Origin of the sequence: Alteromonas sp. B31-7 (assembly GCF_015767655.1) — a bacterium.
GTDB lineage: Bacteria > Pseudomonadota > Gammaproteobacteria > Enterobacterales > Alteromonadaceae > Alteromonas > Alteromonas australica.
This window is the reverse complement of record NZ_CP065233.1, coordinates 713,594-734,662: the sequence shown is the minus strand read 5'-3', so window position 1 is coordinate 734,662 and position 21,069 is coordinate 713,594. Positions and strand designations below refer to the sequence as shown.

At 45.2% G+C, this 21,069-nt stretch carries 16 protein-coding genes; 10 read left to right on the top strand and 6 right to left on the bottom strand.

What is annotated here, in order from left to right; genetic code table 11:
- Window positions 1-2: 2 nt before the first annotated feature.
- Window positions 3-644 (top strand): MBL fold metallo-hydrolase, encoded by a 642-nt coding sequence (locus IUA53_RS03165; RefSeq protein WP_044448670.1) that lies wholly within the window; start codon window positions 3-5, stop codon window positions 642-644.
- Between the two features lie 84 nt (window positions 645-728).
- Here IUA53_RS03165 and IUA53_RS03160 read toward each other — a convergent pair whose 3' ends face one another.
- The gene (locus IUA53_RS03160; RefSeq protein ID WP_013782605.1) at window positions 729-1,244 is read right to left on the bottom strand and encodes a lactoylglutathione lyase family protein; all 516 of its coding nucleotides are present in this window, start codon (window positions 1,242-1,244) and stop codon (window positions 729-731) included.
- 99 nt (window positions 1,245-1,343) lie between these two features.
- On the opposite strand from IUA53_RS03160, the gene IUA53_RS03155 reads away from it, so the two are divergent.
- On the top strand, window positions 1,344-2,294 hold the full coding sequence (locus IUA53_RS03155) for a LysR family transcriptional regulator (protein WP_196898361.1): 951 nt from the start codon (window positions 1,344-1,346) through the stop codon (window positions 2,292-2,294).
- Window positions 2,295-2,333: 39 nt separating this feature from the next.
- On the opposite strand, the gene IUA53_RS03150 is transcribed toward IUA53_RS03155, so the two are convergent.
- The 3 genes from IUA53_RS03150 to IUA53_RS03140 form a co-directional block, all read right to left on the bottom strand.
- A complete protein-coding gene (locus tag IUA53_RS03150; RefSeq protein WP_196898359.1) occupies window positions 2,334-3,743 on the bottom strand; it encodes an alginate export family protein in 1,410 nt (469 codons plus the stop codon).
- A 166-nt stretch (window positions 3,744-3,909) separates the two neighbouring features.
- On the bottom strand, window positions 3,910-8,997 hold the full coding sequence (locus IUA53_RS03145; protein WP_196898357.1) for a fibronectin type III domain-containing protein: 5,088 nt from the start codon (window positions 8,995-8,997) through the stop codon (window positions 3,910-3,912).
- Window positions 8,998-9,217: 220 nt separating this feature from the next.
- Complete coding sequence (locus IUA53_RS03140) at window positions 9,218-10,075, bottom strand: class II glutamine amidotransferase (RefSeq protein WP_196899423.1); 858 nt, start codon at window positions 10,073-10,075, stop codon at window positions 9,218-9,220.
- A gap of 224 nt (window positions 10,076-10,299) precedes the next feature.
- Here IUA53_RS03140 and IUA53_RS03135 point away from each other — a divergent pair, with 224 nt between their 5' ends.
- Together IUA53_RS03135 and IUA53_RS03130 are read left to right on the top strand one after the other, a co-directional pair.
- Window positions 10,300-10,878 carry a hypothetical protein gene (locus tag IUA53_RS03135; RefSeq protein ID WP_044448679.1) on the top strand — a complete coding sequence of 193 codons (579 nt, stop codon included), beginning with the start codon at window positions 10,300-10,302 and terminating at the stop codon, window positions 10,876-10,878.
- 3 nt (window positions 10,879-10,881) lie between these two features.
- Window positions 10,882-12,441 carry a PepSY-associated TM helix domain-containing protein gene (locus tag IUA53_RS03130; protein WP_196898355.1) on the top strand — a complete coding sequence of 520 codons (1,560 nt, stop codon included), beginning with the start codon at window positions 10,882-10,884 and terminating at the stop codon, window positions 12,439-12,441.
- Window positions 12,442-12,460: 19 nt separating this feature from the next.
- Here IUA53_RS03130 and IUA53_RS03125 read toward each other — a convergent pair whose 3' ends face one another.
- Window positions 12,461-13,570, bottom strand: coding sequence for a DUF917 domain-containing protein (locus IUA53_RS03125; protein ID WP_196898354.1), 1,110 nt, complete (start codon window positions 13,568-13,570; stop codon window positions 12,461-12,463).
- Window positions 13,567-14,850, bottom strand: coding sequence for a purine-cytosine permease family protein (locus IUA53_RS03120; RefSeq protein WP_231401248.1), 1,284 nt, complete (start codon window positions 14,848-14,850; stop codon window positions 13,567-13,569). The genes IUA53_RS03125 and IUA53_RS03120 overlap by 4 nt, the downstream gene beginning before the upstream one ends.
- Window positions 14,851-15,088: 238 nt before the next feature.
- On the opposite strand from IUA53_RS03120, the gene IUA53_RS03115 reads away from it, so the two are divergent.
- The 6 genes from IUA53_RS03115 (at window position 15,089) to IUA53_RS03090 (ending at window position 21,057) form a co-directional block, all read left to right on the top strand.
- Window positions 15,089-15,601 (top strand): Lrp/AsnC family transcriptional regulator, encoded by a 513-nt coding sequence (locus tag IUA53_RS03115; protein ID WP_196898352.1) that lies wholly within the window; start codon window positions 15,089-15,091, stop codon window positions 15,599-15,601.
- 380 nt (window positions 15,602-15,981) lie between these two features.
- Complete coding sequence (locus IUA53_RS03110; RefSeq protein WP_196898350.1) at window positions 15,982-17,208, top strand: HlyD family secretion protein; 1,227 nt, start codon at window positions 15,982-15,984, stop codon at window positions 17,206-17,208.
- An 11-nt stretch (window positions 17,209-17,219) separates the two neighbouring features.
- Entirely contained in the window at window positions 17,220-17,924 is a 705-nt protein-coding gene (locus IUA53_RS03105; RefSeq protein WP_231401247.1) for an ABC transporter ATP-binding protein, read from the top strand.
- The gene (locus IUA53_RS03100) at window positions 17,905-20,262 is read left to right on the top strand and encodes an FtsX-like permease family protein (RefSeq protein WP_196898348.1); all 2,358 of its coding nucleotides are present in this window, start codon (window positions 17,905-17,907) and stop codon (window positions 20,260-20,262) included. Before IUA53_RS03105 ends, IUA53_RS03100 begins: the two co-directional genes overlap by 20 nt.
- Window positions 20,263-20,272: 10 nt before the next feature.
- Window positions 20,273-20,773 (top strand): hypothetical protein, encoded by a 501-nt coding sequence (locus tag IUA53_RS03095; protein ID WP_196898346.1) that lies wholly within the window; start codon window positions 20,273-20,275, stop codon window positions 20,771-20,773.
- 41 nt (window positions 20,774-20,814) lie between these two features.
- The gene (locus IUA53_RS03090; RefSeq protein WP_044059074.1) at window positions 20,815-21,057 is read left to right on the top strand and encodes a VF530 family DNA-binding protein; all 243 of its coding nucleotides are present in this window, start codon (window positions 20,815-20,817) and stop codon (window positions 21,055-21,057) included.
- Window positions 21,058-21,069 lie beyond the last annotated feature (12 nt).

The window sequence follows — 21,069 nt, the reverse complement described above, 5'->3', positions numbered from 1 at the left end:
CTTTGGAAATTGTAGTTATACCGGTTACGCCATTTGCTCAAAACTGCTCGCTTATTTGGGACGCAGGTAGTAAACGGGGGGCATTTGTTGACCCCGGCGGAGATATACAGAAACTCATCTCTGCGGCGTCGGATCATCAGGTCACTATTGAAAAAATCATTCTTACCCACGGTCACTTAGACCATGTAGGTGGCACCGTCGAACTGGCTAAACATTACGATGTGCCGATAATAGGGCCACATCTGGGGGACAAGTTTTGGCTAGATGCCCTTATGCAGCAAAGCCAAATGTTTGGCTTTCCCCCTGCCACGCCCTTTGTGCCTAACCAATGGTTGAATGACAAAGATACCATTTCAGTTGGCGAGCTAACGCTTGAGGTGCTGCACTGTCCGGGACATACCCCTGGCCATGTGGTTCTGGTGGAGCGAACGAGTAACAAGGTTATAGTGGGTGATGTGATTTTTGCAGGCTCGATTGGGCGCACTGATTTCCCTCAGGGAAATCATCAACAGCTAATCGATTCAATAAACGCGAATATTTTAACGCTGCCTGACGATATGGTGATTTATCCTGGTCATGGCCCTACTACCACGGTAGAAAAAGAAAAAGCCAGCAATCCTTATGTTGCGGGGCAATGGGGTTAAGTGCTAATAGAAGTGCCAATAGAATAGCTTTCCTGCCCATTAAAAAAGGCGAGTGTTCTACTCGCCTCTTTCTATTCCCATTACCTATTGGTAGGCACCGCTGGCGTAATGAAGTTCATAGCTGTGACTATAAATTTCTAGAATGTTGCCAAACGGGTCTTCCATGTAAATCATGCGGTAAGGCTTCTCGCCAGGGTAGTAATAACGCGGTGCTTTCATGCGTTTCTTACCACCCGCTTCTACAATCTTTTCTGCCAAGCCTTCAACATCTGGGTCTTGAACACAGAAATGGAACACGCCAGTTTTCCAGTATTCGAAGTTATTTTCAGGGTTTTCCTGATTTTTAAACTCGAAGATTTCTACACCTACACGGTCGCCCGTTGAAAGGTGAGCAATACGGAACTTATCCCAACCTGCACCAAATACGTCGGTGCACATCTCGCCAATGGCGGAATCATCTTCAACAATCTCAGTGGGCTTCATAATTAAGTACCAGCCTAGTACTTCAGTGTAAAATTTAACTGCGGCATCAAGGTCTGGAACCGAAATACCAATGTGCGAAAACGTACGTGGATAAGGGGTGTTAACTGCTTCAGTCATCTTTATCTCCTCGATGTAAAGTATGCACGTATAGTAACTAGACAAAGCAAATGCTAGAAATTATGATTAATTCTCAAATCCATAATTTAAATTTATACCATGCTAAATCCACAGTGGCTTGATACGTTCAAAGTGCTAGTAGAAACGGGGAATTTTACCCGTACCGCAGAACAACGATTTATGACGCAGCCCGGTGTGAGCCAACACATAAAAAAATTGGAAGAAGCCTGTGGCTGCGAGTTAGTCATTCGCCTAGGTAAAGGTATAGAGCTAACTGAACAAGGGCAACGGGTTTACGACTATGCGCAAAGCTTGAGTAAGCATGAACAGGCACTCATAGAAAGCTTAAAGTTTGATGCGCCCTACGAAGGACAGTGTGTAATTGGTTGCTCGGGTGCGTTGGCTCAGCGTTTGTACCCTGTACTTATTGAGCTACAGGTTGCCCATCCGAGTTTGAGTATACATCTAGAAGTTGCGCCAAACCGAACCATACTCAATAGCATCCACGCATCTACTCTAGAATTAGGCATCGTCACGCAACAACCGGATGAAGAATTGTTTTCGTCTGAAAAGATCGGTAGCGAATCGTTGGGGCTTGTATTGCCCAAAGGTGCTCTTGGTAATTTAAGTACGAATAGTTCTGATAATAGTGCTGATAATAATACTGCAAGTAGCGAAGAGAAAGACATTGCCGATATCTTGCTATCGCTTGGGTTGATTAACCACCCCGACGCCATGCACTATCTAAAACTTTACTTTAGCCACTCGGGCGAGCAAGCCCTAATGCAATTAGATCCTAATCGGTTGCTAAAGCGTGGTTACATTAATCAACTGTCTCAAATTTTATTGCCCGTAAGCAAAGGGCTGGGCTTTACCGTACTGCCCATTAAAGTACTTGATAGCTTTGCCAACGCCACTGAAAGTTTAACAATATACCCCGCCACAAACGATGTTGCCGAACCTCTTTACTTTGTGAAAACACCCCACCGTTCGTTGCCACTACGCTATCAAAAAATTCAGTCGTTGATTGTAGAGACCCTTAACGTATAGTCGCTCTACGTTTGAACAATCGAAGCAACGTTGCATTGACTAAAATTGATAGCTCAATTGCACGTAACCGAAGCGGGTGGTGGAGGTAGGCAGACCCTCTTGCGCTCGTAACGACTCAAGGTAATTGCCCGCGAACAATAGCGAGAAACCTGCATCGAACATCCATGTTTTATCGTCTGTCCAAAAACGGATACGGGAATCCACTGTGTGGCCAATATCATCACCGCTTTGGCCAGACGAATCTTGGTATTTACCGATAACAAAGCTATCTGTGTTTGACGACAAGGTAGCGGCAGAATAATGAACCCTTCCATCCCAGTTTGCATTTGGGCGAAACTCAACGCGAAACCCTGTCGCCGTTAGGTTTGCAGGTGTTAACGGCCCATGAATAGAAGTATTGTTTAAGTCGGTGCGCCTGCCGCCAAATAACCGTTCAAACTGACCATAGCGGTTATCATTAGGGTTATCATCGCCACTGGTGTAATAGTGCTGAAAGGCTAAGTTAGGGTTTAGCCAGTGATTAAAGGTGTAACCCACACGAAACAATAACATGTTCGCGCTCACGGCCAAATCTTCGTTGTCTATCACGTCACTGCTGCTATGCCGGCTACCTTGTCGATGGGCAGCTTCGATATCGAGGTTCCATTGCTGAGGTTTGTGTTTACGAAAAATCCGAAAACCCGAGGTGAGATAGTGACGATTCGGGGTTGGGGTATGGTGCCGGTCTTGTTCATCGAAGCCGTATACAAATGCTTCCGTCCATAAATTTGAAACGAGTGAAGGTAGTGTATCTGCGTGACGATAATGAATACCCCATATGCGTCGCCCCCATTGCTCTTTATCTGCTTGCCAATGATTAGATAGTACCTCATCTTTGTCATCGACCAATCGTTCAATCGGCACCACATAAAAGGCATGAAGTTCATTACTACTGTCGGTGGTCGTCTGGGAATAAATACCTGTGTAGCTTTTAATGACATTGGCGTAGCTTACCCGCTCTATTTGCCGCTTCGATCCAATAGACACCGTTTGCCTTCCTACAGTGAGCGTATGCCGGGAGTGGGTTTGAGGTTGCACATAGCTAAGCAGACTAGGCAGCCCCGAAAAAGCAACATAAGCCTGCAGTACATCAGCGGTATTCACGAAGCTGCTAGACAAGGGGGTACTGTCATCTCCCCAATAACTGCGACTGTCTTGAATTTCTACGCCTATCGTGATGTTTTCATAACGGTACTTCCCATGGAGTAGAGTGCGAAAAAGTAGCACCTCGTCGCTCCCTTCCTCGCCGGCCCTAAATTGGCCGTCTAGGTTTTCGTATCTGCCTCTAATTTCACCTTCAACAGTAAACCCTTGGGCATGGCTGGTAAGTGGAGCGATCGCGCATAATGAGCTAATACCGAAAAGCACAACAAAAAATGCGCCGTACTTAAACCCTAACCACTTTTTCATACCCGTCCATTTATAATTGAAACATCATAGAACTGCGGAGCATTAACGTATGCCCCGGCAAGTCACATATGAAATTTGTAATATATGGATATTCAGATATGTAAGGATAGAAGTCAATTACAGTACGGTGACAATTACGTGACAGTTATGACTTTCGACTGATACTTCACATTCTTTGAATAAAGTGTTGATCGGAGTCTTCGCAACCATAGTCATTACATGCCGATGCGGTGTAGTAGTAAGCGGTACCCACCGCCACATCGGTATCTTCATAGCTGCGATCGTCACCACTGTACACCTGTGAACCTTTGGTGCCACTGGCAGTAGAACGGTACAGTGCGTAATAACTAACCGTTCCCGTTGCCTCGCGCCAGCTCGCTGTAATACTTGTGTCAGTGGTGCCTAAGTTTACCCCGCCATCGAGCACAGGCGCTTGGCCCTTAATTTCAATATAGTGTTGGTCTGAGTTGTCGCAACCATAGTCATTACATGCCGATGCGGTGTAGTAGTAAGTGGTACCCACCGCCACATCGGTATCTTCATAGCTGCGATCGTCACCACTGTACACCTGTGAACCTTTGGTGCCACTGGCAGTAGAACGGTACAGTGCGTAATAACTCACTTCGCCCGTTGCCTCGCGCCAGCTTGCTGTAATACTTGTGTCAGTGGTGCCTAAGTTTACCCCGCCATCGAGCACAGGCGCTTGGCCCTTAATTTCAATATAGTGTTGGTCAGAGTCGGCACAACCGTAGTCATTACATGCCGATGCGGTGTAGTAGTAAGTGGTACCCACCGCCACATCGGTATCTTCATAGCTGCGCGATGCTCCACTGTATACTTGTGAACCTTTGGTGCCACTGGCAGTAGAACGGTACAGTGCGTAATAGCTCACTTCGCCCGTGGCCTCGCGCCAGCTTGCTGTAATACCTGTGTCAGTGGTGCCTAAGTTTACCCCGCCATCGAGCACAGGCGCTTGCCCCTTAATCTCAATATAGTGTTGGTCTGAGTCGGCGCAACCATAGTCATTACATGCCGATGCGGTGTAGTAGTAAGTGGTACCCACCGCCACATCGGTATCTTCATAGCTGCGCGATGCTCCACTGTATACCTGTGAACCTTTGGTGCCACTGGCAGTAGAACGGTACAGCGCGTAATAGCTCACTTCGCCTGTGGCCTCGCGCCAGCTTGCTGTAATACTTGTGTCAGTGGTGCCTAAGTTTACCCCGCCATCGAGCACAGGCGCTTGGCCCTTAATTTCAATATAGTGTTGGTCTGAGTCGGCACAACCATAGTCATTACATGCCGATGCGGTGTAGTAGTAAGTGGTACCCACCGCCACATCGGTATCTTCATAGCTGCGATCGTCACCACTGTACACCTGTGAACCTTTGGTGCCACTGGCAGTAGAACGGTACAGTGCGTAATAGCTCACTTCGCCCGTGGCCTCGCGCCAGCTTGCTGTAATACTTGTGTCAGTGGTGCCTAAGTTTACCCCGCCATCGAGCACAGGCGCAGTAGCACGCGCCATCGATGACTGTTCTGTATCACTGCAACCGTGCTCATTGCATGCAGATACTATGTAATAATAAGTACTGCCGTTTACTACCGATTTATCTAGAAACGTCACACTATTACTATCGGCAATTTTGCTCCCTTTGCTGCCTTCCTCGGTGGAGCGATAAATTTCATAGGTGCTTACCTCGCCTGACGCTTCTTTCCATGTCACTCGAATGCCATCGCTTTCGTGATTTAGAGAAAGTGCCTTCAATATACTGGGGCGTTTATCACCCACTTCGATAGAAACGGCATGCTGCACCTCGTAGGTATCTGAGTGACTTAACAGGGTAACAGTAAGCGCATGCTCTCCCCTTGAAGTAATCGCCACGTCGGTTTGCCATACGGTGTTACCATGCGATGAGCGCAGTGGAATGACATTAAACTCCGAGTGTTCTACTAATACAGCGGTAGCCGGATAAGCCGTCTCTACCGTCAACGAAAAGCTTTCGCCAGGCGCAACTTTTTCTGGCAAATCGATGTCAACACCCTCGTTTTCATCGCTATACAACTTGTAGTCAATCCATGCTTTTACGCCATTAGAATAATAAACTGGGGCACCATTAGCCTGAATAAACCACTTAGCGGTGTGCATCGTCCCATCATTCCCTTCGCCGTTGTAAAGTGGCAAGTGAATGTCTAATGTTTCATTCGCTGGCCACGTTGACACTGGTTGGATGGCATGGGTATCAGAAAGGGCGCTGTGTGTAGAAAGCGGGTCGAGAACGAATTCAATGTTCTCTAAGCTTCTTCCCGAAAGATTGACCAAACGCCACTGCTTGTCGTAGCTTTCGGTGAAGGCAATAGCCGAACCGTTAACTGGCTTATCAGCGCGATAATCAAACGAAACTAAGTTACGCCTTGCCGCAAGCACGTCTATTTCTACATCAATAGTAACGGAATTATTGCTGCTATCGGTTACAGTTAACGGTAATGTAAGTTGGGTAAGTGCGTCCACTTCATGACTGATTACCTTTACTATCCCATCAAACTTATCTTCTATATCAACATTATCTGCACTTCCCCATGTATAAAAGTAAGGGCTTATACCACCGGTAACAATTGGCTCAATAAATAGCACTGAGTTTGACGGCATACTGTAACGTTCAACCACAACATTTAGGGTCGCATTTGCCGGCTCGCGGGCGATAAGAGTTTGTGTGCGTTGTGCAAATAACGTGTTGCTATCCATGTGCAACGCGGTGGCTGTAACCGAAGTATAGACGCCCTCAGGCGTGATTTTGGCTGAACGATTATCGAGTACTGCTACCGTGGCATTTTCTGCTTCCCACGTCACCTGATAGTCATCGTAATCATCAACTGTATCTCCCCCTATGCCGAAATGCGCTTTTACGTATATATCTCCTTCATGAAAACGGGTTTCCGCAATGATCAGATCCTGCTTACCCAGAGAGTCTCTCACCCTCTGTCCGTCAAAACCGTCATATACGACTAGATGCTTTGACTGCCCAAACCCTTGTACTTGGTAGTTCACATTGGCCTTAACCAGAAACGGCTTTTCAACAATCGTAAGCTTATCAGCCTTAACTTCTGCGCTATAACATGCCTGTTTATTGTTCACACTGTTTTTGGCTAACAAATTAGTATGGGAGTCAATGTTAGTGACAAAGGCAGTGTTATCTAGACCAATCACATCAATAGTAGTGAGTTGCACGGATATAGGGTGTAGCCCACTATTTTGAAGGTTTAAACATACCGAAAGCACACCTTCACTGCCTTCTGAATTTGGCGTAAATGCAACGGATTCTATTTCCGCAGTCAGTAGCCTAGACGCATAAAGATCAATAGCCTCAAGACTCACACCAGTGACATTATTATCATTGTCGTATACGTAAAACCGTTGCAACTGACTGGCCGATTTTAGCTTGCTAATTTCTGTATCAAACTGTTGCCTTAATGTGGTGTAAGCCGTTACCGCTGCCGTTAATTGTTTGTTTGAGAGTGAATCAGCGTAATGGGTATCTTCATGGTAGGCTAAATGTGCCTCCTGAAGTAGAAAAGACAATCGTTGCTCTGCAGGCATAGCATAGTACGCCGCCTCAATATCAAGGTAAGCGAGTATTCCTCTCAAGGGCAGATGGCTTTGCAACTCTAATAGAGTATAAGCGGTATCGAGTACCACATACTCCTTACTCGCTCGACTTAACTGCGTCATGTAGTAGCCACTGCCCACAAGAGAAGCCACGTTTTTATATGCCACACTACTTACAGAAAACGCACAGTCGATAACCTTACCTTTGGTGATCTTACAGTCGTTATAAATGGTAGTAAGGTCGCTCGCGAGCTGACCCATGTCATCGACAATCGCGCTCACTACAGGATCTGACTCAAGGATAATAAGTGCAAGTTGATCCGACAGATGCTCTGCACTATTTCCCAGCATATCTAACGCACATGCTCTCAGTTTTTCATCGAGGCTATCTTTGCTCGGAAAGGCGGTTTTATTAATACAATCTATAAGGTTATCCGCTAGGTAATCGACAGCTGTTTTTCCTCCATCTGGAAGGCCTGATTGTACTTTATCGGCACCCGATTCAATGGTAATGGAAACTAACTCTTTTAGTGCCATACCCATAATACTCTCTTTGTCGATCAAGCCTTTTAGCGCTAACTTTAGCCCTTCCGCATATTTCAGCTGATCCTCGACATGCGCCTTCCAACCGCTTTGTGCGATATCAAAACCTTCTATGTCTTCAGAAAACTTCACCGATAATCCCGCGCGCAGTTGCATAAACATACTGGAGTAAACATAGCGCTCTATCCGATGATTAATATTGCTCTTGTGCGTTTGAGCAATACCAATGACGTCTGAAAAACGGCTTGTGTTAATGCTATAGTCGCCGTTGAGATATTGCATATAACGAGAAAATAACCCTATGCTCGTTAGGCTGGTAATATGTGCTTGCTGATAAAGGACATCTAGTTCGTTGATACCGCTTCCTGCGCTAAAGCGCGCAGCGACGAGTTTCCAATAGGTACTGGAGTCTTCATTCAAAGTATCGAGATTAACTTCGGTAGTATCACTGCTTTGATAGACAGTTTGGAAATATTGAGAGCTCTGCAAGTCTTGTGATGACACAGTAATACCATTAGTGGGATTACCATCGCTATCGAGCGTCGCGAGAAAATGATTCACAAGCAGCGGATTAGAAAACTCAAAAGAAGAAATGGTGGGTCTAGCGCTAAGTTGCCCTAATGTCACTGATTCATGATAAAAAGTGATGGTGTCACCTTCTTCATAGCTGAACTCGCCCACTTCAGTCGTGACACCGGTTAACCCACTTGAGGTTCGATAGCCTATTCCAGTAACATTTTCAAAGACCCCAGTAAGTATTGTTGGAGGAGGAGGCTCTGGGGTTTCAGGCTCTGGGGTTTCAGGCTCTGGGGTTTCAGGTTCTGGGGTTTCAGGCTCTGGGGTTTCAGGCTCTGGGGTTTCAGGCTCTGGGGTTTCAGGCTCTGGGGTTTCAGGCTCTGGGGTTTCAGGCTCTGGGGTTTCGGGCTCTGGGGTTTCGGGTTCTGGGATTTCAGGCTCTGGCGTTTCGGGTTCTGGCGTTTCGGGTTCTGGCGTTTCAGGTATGGACGCTATAGGCTCAGGAGACTGACTATCGTCTTCGCCTCCAGAACAACCTACCAACGAAATACTCATAAGGGCTAACACTAACAAACGGGTCAACGTCATTGCTGAGGCTCCTATCATGGAATGGCGGACACAAAATAAACATCATCTAAGTTCATCCCTGACAGCATTACGCCCAGCACTGCTACATAAATTAAATCTGATACATGTTAATACCATGTTTGGCAGCGCCCCTATGTGTTTGAAAATAACATGAGAGGCCATCTGAATCCTTCCCTGAATCGCGCACACTTAGGGAAGCTTAAAACCAGACAGGGGGGGACTAGTTAGTGTTAGATTCTGCATTACCTTCGTGAAGTGAAGGGTCGGGAGCACTCATAGCTTCCTCTTGTTTATGTTCGGGAACATCCACTTTACCGCTGGCAATTACCTCGCCTTGCTGCCATAGCTTCCATTCACCACGCTCGTAAATATCCCATTGTTCGTCATGGGTAAGTGGCGCAGTGGCAATGATACTCACCACATCGTTGGGTGTGGTCTCAGCGGCAAAATCTATTTCTACTTCCACGTCGCTCAGGCAGGCTGGGCCAAATGGGGCTCGGCGGGTAATGCTCGCCATTTTGGTGCTACAAAATGAAAACAACCAGTCGCCATTGCTTAATAAGCAATTGAATACACCCTGCTCTGCGTAACTTTTAGCAATGGCCACTAACGCATCGGCCAATTGTTGCGGCATGGCATCCCGGGGTAAACGCTGACGCACCTGATTCATTAAGTCGCAGAACATGGCTTCGCTGTCGGTATCACCAACGGCCTCGTACATGCCTTCTTGTGGAACAAAATTAGGCAGCTGCCCATTGTGGGCAAACACCCAATACTTGCCCCACATTTCACGGGTAAATGGGTGCGTATTAGCAAGGTTAATATTGCCCACATTGGCTTGGCGAATATGACATATCGCCGTTCTACTTTTAATGGGTAGGTGAGAAACAAACTCTGCAATTTTAGAGGTTGCACAGGGTTCAGGATCGTGGAATAAACGAACCCCTTTACCTTCGTAAAAAGCCATTCCCCAGCCGTCTTTATGCGGGCCTGTTTCGCCACCACGACGGGTTAAGCCAGTAAAGCTAAAACATAAATCAGTTGGTGTATTGGCGCTCATGCCAAGTAATTCACACACAATAAACTCTTTCATCATTGAACCTATCGCAAGCATAAACAAGCAACTTCTGCGTTTCAATGCGCAATTGATGGGAAACGATCGGTTAAGCAATACTAAAAACACTTAAGAATATTATTCACATACAAATAACAATCATTTTTATTTACATTAATGCATTGTGAGCCTATTCTAATTCGGTTTTTTCATAAGGCGTTTTAATCAACCCAATAAGGAGTACGCCCATGATAGCCTTGGGAATAGGCTTAATGATGTGCGTTGTTGCCAGTGCCATCTTTTATCTTGGTTGCCCTAATCAGCAATGGCTTCCCTCACGTTTTTACAAAGCGAAGACGGGTGCCTTACTTAGCGGGCTTTTCGCGCTTGCATCCACATGGGTATTTACCTTTGTTTTTTCTGTTCCCGCTGCCATTTACACTGTCATCACCTTGTACATGCTCTCATTAAGCTTATTACCCTTAATACATCGTTTCGAAAAGCCCCAAACGGCGCTCAAAGGCGCGGGTTCCTCACTAAAACGAAGTGACAGTTACCTGGTGCACATGCCACATTGGTGGCTAAAAAGCATTGGCGCTGTCGTGGTCGGTTTACCTCTAGGCCTATTCACCAGTGGACTGGTGAGCTTTGCTTTCCTTGGTAACACGCCCTTAGACGTAAAGTCACAATTTATGATGTGGTGGATAACGCCAATTTGGCTGTTACTCATCGCCCTTATTTATTTTACCCACCGGCCACGACGTACCTTATTCGTACTTTCCATTGTGGTGGTTATTGAATATGGCTTACTGCAGGTTATCCGCTAACTTATGAAATTAGAAAACTACAAAAATTACCAAAACATCCATATTTGGACTGGGATTTTATCTGGCTTACTGCTTTATATTTGCTTTGTTGCTGGTGCCTTTACCATGTTCAAAGCGCCGTTGAATACGTGGGCACTTCATCAAGAGCACACGCTTCCCCCGATTGCTGAAACGCAATACGACACCCTAATAAAAAAGGTACTGCAAGCGCATCCGGAAGCCTCAGCGCAATTGTCGGTTTACTTGCCCAATGCCATGCCAAAGCACGCACCGGTGCAATGGGTTATTGAAGATGAAGACACCCACCAGCATACCTATTGGCAAGCATCGTTAGATAACGACGGGGCACTCATCAGTCGTAGTACCTCGCTAAGCGAAATAGGCGACTTTCTTGACCACTTACACCGAACCGCAGGTATTCCGGGCGGCGATGAGCATGACGCTGTAGGAATCTATGTCATGGGTATTGTTTGCGTATTGTATTTTGTCGCCATTGTGTCAGGCTTGGTCATTTTTCTCCCTACCTGGGTTAAAGATTTGTTTGCATTACGTAAGAATAAAAAAGGCAAACGCTTCTGGGTAGACTTCCACAATATATTGGGCATTTCTGCCTTGCCCTTTCATATTATCATTGCCGTTACCACCTTTGTTTTCGCTTATCACGATATATTGTATGGGGGCCTGCAAACTGCGGTGTATCAAGACAAGCCCATGTTTAACCGACCGGCGCCTATCGAGGCAGACAGAGGCATTGAGAATTTGCTCTCAATATCTGTGCTAGAAGATAAGATCACCGCCACAGAGCCTGATTTTAAGTTAACCGAACTTAACTTTTCCGGGTTAGGCACCCCACGCGCACGGTTGATTATGGGTGGAGAGCTTGTAGGAGAAATTATACGGGGGCCCTATTATGCCTACTGGGTGACCGACCCCTACACTGCCTCAGCGGGATACACTGCTATGCTTCCTTCAGTTTCAGGCATACCTGGCAAAGTGGTAAACAGTTTCTTTACGCTGCATTTTGGCGGTTTTGGTGGAAGCTTTATTCATTGGATTTATTTTGCGATGGGACTAAGCGGATGCTTATTGTTTTTAAGTGGAAACATTATTTGGATAGAGTCTCGCCGTAAGAAAATGTCCACGAGTCAGGCAGTCAAACAGCCTGTCTCTGTGCGTGTTTTATCGCGATTGACCGTAGGCGTGTGCGCGGGCACATTTATCGGCATTGGCCTGTCGGTTATAGCCGCAAAACAAGCCTCCTACTCCCAAAATGACATTCAGTTTTATCAGCATCTAGCCTACTACGTAGGGTTTATCTTTGCGGTGGTTTACAGTTTTTGCGTCACGCCTATTCGTGCCGCCATCCATAGCTTATACCTCTTGGTTTTACTTGCACTTGGCTGCATTGCCATAAGCTGCGTGTATTGGCAAACCAGCCTTTCCCATACCATAGACGTAGGGGTAAGCATCGTTGCCACGTGTTTAGCAGTGTTGTTTGCAATTTGTGCACGCCGGTTAGTGAAAAAACAGCCACACATTCCCTATGATGGTGTATGGCAGTAACTTTCTCTACCGGTAAAGCCTAGGCCACGTTGCGAGGGCTTGCCGGCCGGTATGGCGCATCAACACCGGCATAGGCTGGCCCGAATACCGACAAACCACGTGGCGTAGTGAATTCTGTAGGCGCTGGTAAAATAATCACCGCCACCGATTGCCCCTTATGATAATGAGGGTTAGTAACAGGTAGCCCAGTTTCAGTATCGATAACACAAATTAAGTCCGGAATGGTAACGTCTAGTTCACCGTCGAAATAAGCCACAAGGTTTTCATTTTTGACCGCAAGGGTATAACAGTGGTGGGCAAACTTGCCTGTGCCTGATATTTTCACGTCCCCCACCGTAAAGCCAGCTTGCGTATCAAAAGAAAAATGCTCGATATCGCCACGGAAACTCACAAAACCGTTCCCCATTAGCGCTATGCTTGAGGCTACATCCCGTCCCTTTTGTTGCGCTTGTCTTGCGGTAACACCTAGTTTCCATGCTTTGCTCAAGGTGCCCTCAATGACGGCGTGCTTGATATCTTTTACCTTCATGGCATGGTCGATACAAGCAATATCGTTCGCACTTTCCTGACATAAGGCTCGCATAAGTTGCTCGGCACGTAAGTCATCTTTTACATGTTCAACAATGAAGACTTCATCGAAGGTGTTTGCAGCCACAATAGGCGCTGCAGGTAGGTTGTTGAGATAGTATGTAGAATGGGTGATTTCAGGCACTGCACGCCCCGCGGGATCAGCATCAATCACCACGCCGCCATTTAGCGCGGCAGTATAAAAAGCGACAGCCGTATTCGAACCGCCCATTTCACAGCAAAGGGTGCCATAAAATGTGGTGTTTAAATGCTGTTCTAAACGAGAATAAGCCGCACAAATAGCAGGCGCTTCACTTTGCGGCAATCGTTGGTACTTTGGTTGTCGCTTTTCGCTTAAATCTAACGCACCCAGTAAATACGGGGTACATACCATGGCGTCGTCAGGGGCCTCCTGCAAACTGACTAGTGTAACCGGCAAGCCTTTATGATAAACGTCTTCTAACAACGCGAGACCTTCGCTCATTTCTCCGCCCCCGCCTGTGCCTAAAATGGTACAACCAAGCAATAAATCCTGCATATCGGCCAATGACAGCTGTTTCATATTGACTCCTTAGGAACAAACAAGCGGGTGTGAACTTTCGCTAACACGAGATAACTTAAAAAAGACACCACTAAGGCATCGATGGCATGAATGGGGGTAATGGTAAATGTGATATAGCCACTGTATATGCTAAATGCTACGCCCAGTCCCCAGGCAAGCAAGGCAACAACATTGAAAGAAGGAATGCGTTCTTCTTGGCAATACAAGGCAGACTGCCTAAGTATAAAAAAGTCAGCACAATATATGGCCGCTACAGGGGTAAAAAGAATAGATAGGGAGAACAAAAAGTCGGAGAAGTTATCCAGCAGGTTCAGGGATGATGCCACAACACCTAATATCCCCAACCCTATTATTAGCACATGCTGCTTGGTGGAATTTCCCACCGCGGCGGTGCCTAAAGCCGCACTGTATAGGTTAAGCACATTGGTTAGCCAGCTGGAGCAAAGCAATAAAAGCAACGCGGCTAACCCCAGACCCACCTTTACCATAAGAGTTAATATATCTGCGGTTAAGAACACATTAGCAGCCAAGGATGCAGCGATGTACACAAAGCTACTTAACACAAAAAACGGAAGGAAAGATGCAATAACCGCATCATGCTTTTTACGACAAAAACGCGTTAAGTCAGGCATGAGAACAATAGACACAATGAAACTACCCACCACCGCCGAAACCGCGGTACCGAAGCTCATTGAAGGCACCGGCGCGGTTAAATGCTCCATGGCAATAACGCTTTTAGCGAGTAAGAGCGCTGTCACTATTGCCATTACGGGAACCAGATATGCCGCTAGGCGTTCTATACGGTGGAAGCCATATAGGGTCGTCATAACGATGACAACGCTTCCGCCCCATTCAATAGCGGTATTGTTGAGCGTTACATTCATGTAATCCGTTAAAAGCGCATTGGTGGCGTAAGCGAAGAGGTCGAGATTGACGCCATACCAACCCAGTAGCGACAACACGAAACAAAAGGACACTATTTTTGCGCCCCATGTACCGAAGACGAATTTCAGCGTTAGGTACGAGGTAAATCGATTGCTACGCCCAACGATGGCAGTACAGCTGCCTAGTAGGGCTAATATGAGCCCGCCCACTAAAAAGGCAGCGACGCTCTTGTAAAAACCTAGCGCTTGGCCTATCTCAATGCCGGTTATTAACCCCGGAACGGCGAAGGCCAGTGACCCGTTCACCATCCCTACCGCCCAACCATGGGTTTGTTCGCTGTCGGGCACGGGCTCCAATGCGTAATCGTTTTTATGCTGCATAGATTCTTTTGTCACCCTTTTGCTTCCTTTTGCCCAATGAATACCGCATTGCTGTTAGCTTCATCTTAGTGTGCAGCATTCATGCAAAATAATATTTTGTTCTTTTGCTTATTAAGCGAATCAAATTACTGCATTTTCATTGCTTTCCACCTCAATTCATTCCATCACTGCCATGGCAGGTCAATCGAAATGGGGCGCACGCGCCATTATCTTTGGTATGCTATGAAAAATATAATTTCTTAACGACATCACCATGAAGAAGATTATTCGCCTTGATAGCTACAATAAGAAGATATTGGCCATTTTGCATTTGCAAGCCGACTTAACGAACGTGGAACTCGCGGGGCGCGTAAATTTGTCTCCTAGTGCTTGTTTTCAGCGAGTAAAAGCATTGAAAGAGGCAGGATACTTTCGCACGTTTCATGCCGACGTAAACTTAGAGGCCATGTGCGAACACATATTTGCCTATGTAGATTTTACCCTGCACGACAACAGCGCGGCCAGCAAGCGGCAATTTTTAGCAGCCATTAATGCGATTCCACAATTTATGGACTGCATGCAAGTTACCGGTAACGTAGACTACGTATCATTCAGTTGCTTTGCTGATATAGCTGCGCTAAACAAAGCGTGCGACTCACTGAGTGAGCAAGGTGCGCTAGGGATAAAGCGTATTGAAACCCGAATTATCCTTGCCCGAGAGAAGTTCTTCTTAGGTTATCCCTTAGCCCACTTAAAGTGGCTAGAGCAGGCTGAGATAGATAGCTAACCAACAAAATTATTTGGATTTTACAGGTTTACTTAACAGTGTATGAATTTACTTGACTATGAGATATTGAGATGTATATATTTAAATTGCATCTGGACGCGACAACATTTAACAAGGAAAATTTTATGAATGTATCCCCCCCCTCAATTCAAAATTAGCTAAGAAGCTTATTATAGGAAGCTTAATGGCCTCCGCATCATTTTTTACTTTTGCTGCATGTTATGAGACCAACCAAAGCGACTCGCAAGGGCGTTGTGTAAAAGTCATCATTTGTATTTCTGACCCTCAGCCCCGCCATTTGATTATTAAAACTCACGAAAGTGTTAATCTCTTTCAATATTAAGCAGTGATTGAAAGCGTTTTATGAGAGGTGCGTACAGATGCAAAATATCATAGAAACCAAGTCTGATTATTTCCGAACCAAAAGAAGTAGAATATTTTGGATAACGCTTCTACTTTCCTTGCTCACCCTCACCGTAATAGGTTTCACCTTCATTAACAATAACATGGTTCCTGACGCCCAGTTAACGGTGTCGGTAGCTGAGCAACCAGCTCAAGCAAGAGGTAATGGAAAAGTATTTGCGCCAGAACGCTATGTACTTTCATCCACAGAAAGTGGGTTTATCGAGCAGGTATATGTTAGCCAAGGTTACAGAGTGCAAGTTGGTGAACCTTTAATAAAAATTGCCAACCCTGAACTCTTTAGAGAGTTTAAAGAAGTGCAGTTTGAAGCCGATGACATTTTTGCGTCAGTCGCTTATGAGCAAAGTCAGCTAGCACTAGAGTTAGACGCGATAGCTTCCGACTTGGCCAAAGCGCGCTCTGAGTTAAAAGGTCAACGCCTAGAGGTAGATGCGAACCAAAAGCTAAGAGAATACGGCATTATATCCGCGGTCAAGTTCGAGCAACTGAAGTTAAAAGTAGAACGAGCAGAAATGGACGTTTCAAATTTATTGCAGCGCTACAATGCCTACAAGAAGGGGTACGCAAGCCAAAACGCAGCATTGCAAGCTAAACGAAAAGCAGCCGAAGAAAAAGTTGCTTATTTTAAATCCCGTATTGATGCGCTCACCATTACGTCTCCCATTGATGGTGTCGTAAAAGAACTTGAATTGGCACAAGGTGAAGCCATTTCGGTGGGAAACAGAGTACTTGAAATCGTTAATGACAAAGCACTTGCTGCTGACATTGCTATTCCACAATACTTGGGGTTTAAAATAGATCTTAATGCCGTGGCAACCATAAAGTCACCTAACGGTGAAGTGGAAGGCACGGTAGACTTTATTGACCCTATCGTTAGGGATGGCGCTGTCATGGTCAGGGTAAAGTTGCCACAAAATCTACCCTCGTGGATGAGCATGGGGCAATCTATTGAAGCCGCTATCACGAGCTCATCTATCACGCATATTGCTTTTGTCAACAAACCAAAAGAATACTCCCATTCGGAACAATGGAGAGTGTATCGACTGGTTAATGGCGAAAGAGTCAGCACAGACATTACTATTATAAGTGCAGACCAAGACAACCTCTTTCTCACGCCAGGTTTAAACCACGGGGAACAGATAGTACTTGTGCCCAATACGACATCGTCGACTTTCTTTGATTAAACGAGGGGATAATGAGCGAAATAATACGCTTTGAGGAAGTGAATTACTGCTACCAGAACACCACGCAATTAGCATTGAATAACGTGTCTTTCTCTTTGATGGAGGGCGACTATACGGCAATTGTAGGCACTTCAGGTTCTGGGAAAAGTACACTGATGTCGATTATCGGCCTGATTAACTCGCCTTCAAGTGGGCACTACTATCTGTTTGATACCAACGTGGCGCAGATTACTGAGCGGTCAAAAGCGAAACTCAAAAACCAAGAAATTGGCCTCATTTTCCAAAACTTTAATTTATTGGGACATTTAAGTGTTTTCCATAATGTGTGCTTGCCACTAACCTACGATGCAAACACACCACGAAAATTGTACAGAGAAAAGGCACTTAACGCCCTACGTCAGGTAGATATGGAAGATTACATCGACCGTTATCCTAACCAGCTATCTGGCGGACAACAGCAACGCATTGCCATTGCCAGAGCTATTGTTAATGAACCCTCTTTGCTACTCGCCGACGAGCCGACGGGAAATTTAGACAGTCATAATGCACAAGTGGTGTTTTCTATTCTTGAAAAACTAAATGTAGAAGGGCGAACTATCTGTTTGATAACCCATGATGAAAATTTTGCCTTAAAAGCAAAACGCCAACTTGTTATACGAGATGGCATGTTAGTGACACAAAGGCAGGACGCTTCGCATGTTCTTCAGTGCAGTTAAGTTAAATTTAGATTTAACGCTGAATTGGTGGCTGCAAAATAAGCGCAGCGTCTCTTTTTGGTTGTCGTTAATACTCCTTGCGCTTCCTCTCACGTTTTTCATCCAAGCATCTATCATTAAACAAGCTTACCAAACCCCTACTTATTTAGGTGTAGATGAGCTAAACGGCGTGCAACAAGTGCGTTATTTGTATGAGCAAACCGACACGCCGCTCCCTTACTATCTTGCTGAAGAAAAGGTACCCGGATATCGCTACAACGTTATGTACGAGAAAAGTCAGTGGTTAAAAGTTAATTTACCTGCCCCCACAGACGTACAAGCGAGTTTTGTATCGGGAAGCTATCTTGAGTTGGGCATAAGGCCGTTAAAAGGCCACCTGACTAATCTTGAGTACCCTTCACCCGACAGTAACTTACATGTCGCCATAAGCTATCGTTTTTGGCGTGACCAAATGCAGCAAAAGCCTGTCATTGGCCGCACACTTACCATTAATGAACACACAGCGACCATCGATGCCATCATGCCTGAAAACTTCTTAGGCTTTAGGCAGCAAGATAGGGCAGACATTATTGTACCTTTTGCGTTTTTACCCAAGTTAACCAGTTCAAACTTAAGCAGCCTTAGCCCCGACGTCATGTCTTATTTAGTCAGTAACACCAGCTTTTCTGATGATGACATGACACAGTTTAGCCAATATTTTAGCGAAAGCTTGCTCATGTTCGATGGGGAAAAGCTCAAACTTTCTGACGCATTCGGAGTCAGTTTTTCCGCCTACAAAAAAATTCAAGCTCGCTTATTTCGGCTCATCCAACTGTTCTCAATTTTATTTGTATTTAGCTTCATCGCTTTTTTAAGCTATGTTCTAAATAACAATGAAGCTAGGCAAAACGAAGTTACTTTACGCCAGCATTTAGGTGCCAGAAACGCCCACATAAAATGGCAATTTGCATTGGAAACCAGCCTTTCCTTTGCACTCTTGCTTTTGTTCGTTCTTCTTTTGTTGCCTGCAACTGGAAAGCTGGTTACCTTTGTCATCTCCGAGACAGTTGCATTTAATCACCTTAGTTGGAGCCTTGTATTAAAAATATGCGCAGCTGTATTTGTTTTGTTAACCGCGCTATCAATATTACTTTTTGCCGTTCAAGCTACGTTCCTTGGCAACACACTAGGGAGAGGGGCAACAGCCACCGTGGCGCAAAAATTTCAAACCTTTGTTATCCTTAGTATTATGGTAGGCCTCAGTGCGCTTAGCCTGGCCAAAGCCGTTGAGGTACTGCAAAAGCAATATGCGTACTTCCATATTGAGCGCGGTTACAACCCTGAAGGCTTGTATATTGTGCACTTTGATCGCCCAAGATTTGGCGACACTTTTTACACTAACAATCTGCCACAGCTCTTTTTAAATGGCCTTGACCAACAACCAGAAATTTCAGGCTCTGCGCTAACCAATATGCCATTTATGTTAGGCAATACGTCTTACACAAATTTGTATACACCTTCAATGCAGCCATTAGGAGGCGGCAACAACCCTCAAGTACTTTCTGCATCAGTATCACCTGATTTTTTCAACCTTGCTGATATTCAATTAATCAAAGGTAGCCAACTACACTGGGGAAGCTTCAAGGATGTTGTAATAAACGAACAGCTCTACCAAAGTATTTTTAACGGCAAGGACCTAGCAGGCCTTCATTTGGTAGGGTTTACCACCGAGGGAGAGAAGTTTACATTAAATGTGGTTGGTGTGGTCGCCAACGTCCACTTTCAAAGCAAAGATAACAAGGTCCCGCCCTTGGTCTATAGAATCACGCCCACGCTAACGGGGTTTGAGAGCTTGCTGATAAGAAGTGATGCAAGTGCAAGTAACATTTTAAATGCTGTTGAAAACGGCCTACAGCAGATAGACACATCACTTTCCAACCCCAAACTCCTGCGTATTTCAGACTTAATCGATAAACAAGAAGCCCCACAGTTAGCCCTCATTAGTCTATCTTTGTTAGTCACCGTCGTGTTGTTGGTGACGACGACCGTTTTCTCTATTAATAGCATTCAATTGATATTGAAAAAATCACGTCGAGAGATTGCGTTACGGCTAAACCTTGGCGCATTGCCCCACCACGTGGCTTCATCAAACACTCTCACTTATATGGCTGTCAGTACCCCCATTGTAGCGATAATGATCGCTATCACTCTGCTACGCTGGCCAGACTTATACGCCAATATGGCGCAGGCGGTTTTCGTATGTTTGTGCTTTATCAGTGTTTCTCTCTTTGCTGTATTAGCCCTGCTATTAAAAGGCACTCACTCAATTAAGCGTAACGCTTGGCTATCATTAACTTAGGACTATCAACATGAAATTTTATTTTTACTTTATACTTATAGTCACCGGTATTCATTCCACGTTTTCCTACGCTGAGGAGTTTGTCACCCGTTTTCCTGGTGAAAAAATGAACGCCTCTGGGCTAGGTAACTTTTCACCTGTTCACTATGTGTTTAATGACGCAGGCGAATTAATATTTAAAGAAAAGGGACTGGCAAAAAATATTGTGAAGTACCTTGAAAAGCGACCGCCGATAGAAGACTCAAAAGAAGAAAAAGAAATGCTTACCCCCTTTATGCCAGAGGGGTATCAATACACAAGTGCTGAATACACCATTGTTTTGGTTCGCTTTGGTAATTACGATGCATGCGCGCCTTGTCGGCAACACGAACAACGTATTAAGAAAATTCATGACACTCTTATCGACAAACAGATAAATTTTGTACAAGTTGTGTTCGAATCGAAAAAGGGTTCAACTATTATGGTTTCAGACAGTGAATTTAATGGCCTTATGGAGGAAGGTAACGAATAATATGCTAAAGTTGCGGTAACAATTTACTGTGGACAATGTCTATGTCAGAACAGCAACCAAACAACCCATTACACGGGCTTACCTTAGAAAAAATAGTGACTCAATTACACGACTATTACGGGTGGGAAGGCTTGTACTATAGAATAAAAATAAACTGTTTTAATAACGACCCTTCTATCAAATCATCGCTGAAGTTTCTTCGCAAAACCCAATGGGCAAGAGACAAAGTAGAGCAGCTTTATATACAGACGTTCAGTAATAATGCTTCTAATGTTGACTCCTAGTTACAACCATTT

Coding starts and splice junctions, on each gene's coding strand:
- IUA53_RS03160 (WP_013782605.1), bottom strand. CDS start 1,244: ATGACTGAAGCAGTTAACACCCCTTATCCACGTACGTTTTCGCACATT.
- IUA53_RS03155 (WP_196898361.1), top strand. CDS start 1,344: ATGCTAAATCCACAGTGGCTTGATACGTTCAAAGTGCTAGTAGAAACG.
- IUA53_RS03150 (WP_196898359.1), bottom strand. CDS start 3,743: ATGAAAAAGTGGTTAGGGTTTAAGTACGGCGCATTTTTTGTTGTGCTT.
- IUA53_RS03145 (WP_196898357.1), bottom strand. CDS start 8,997: ATGACGTTGACCCGTTTGTTAGTGTTAGCCCTTATGAGTATTTCGTTG.
- IUA53_RS03135 (WP_044448679.1), top strand. CDS start 10,300: ATGATAGCCTTGGGAATAGGCTTAATGATGTGCGTTGTTGCCAGTGCC.
- IUA53_RS03130 (WP_196898355.1), top strand. CDS start 10,882: ATGAAATTAGAAAACTACAAAAATTACCAAAACATCCATATTTGGACT.
- IUA53_RS03125 (WP_196898354.1), bottom strand. CDS start 13,570: ATGAAACAGCTGTCATTGGCCGATATGCAGGATTTATTGCTTGGTTGT.
- IUA53_RS03115 (WP_196898352.1), top strand. CDS start 15,089: ATGAAGAAGATTATTCGCCTTGATAGCTACAATAAGAAGATATTGGCC.
- IUA53_RS03110 (WP_196898350.1), top strand. CDS start 15,982: ATGCAAAATATCATAGAAACCAAGTCTGATTATTTCCGAACCAAAAGA.
- IUA53_RS03105 (WP_231401247.1), top strand. CDS start 17,220: ATGAGCGAAATAATACGCTTTGAGGAAGTGAATTACTGCTACCAGAAC.
- IUA53_RS03100 (WP_196898348.1), top strand. CDS start 17,905: ATGTTCTTCAGTGCAGTTAAGTTAAATTTAGATTTAACGCTGAATTGG.
- IUA53_RS03095 (WP_196898346.1), top strand. CDS start 20,273: ATGAAATTTTATTTTTACTTTATACTTATAGTCACCGGTATTCATTCC.
- IUA53_RS03090 (WP_044059074.1), top strand. CDS start 20,815: ATGTCAGAACAGCAACCAAACAACCCATTACACGGGCTTACCTTAGAA.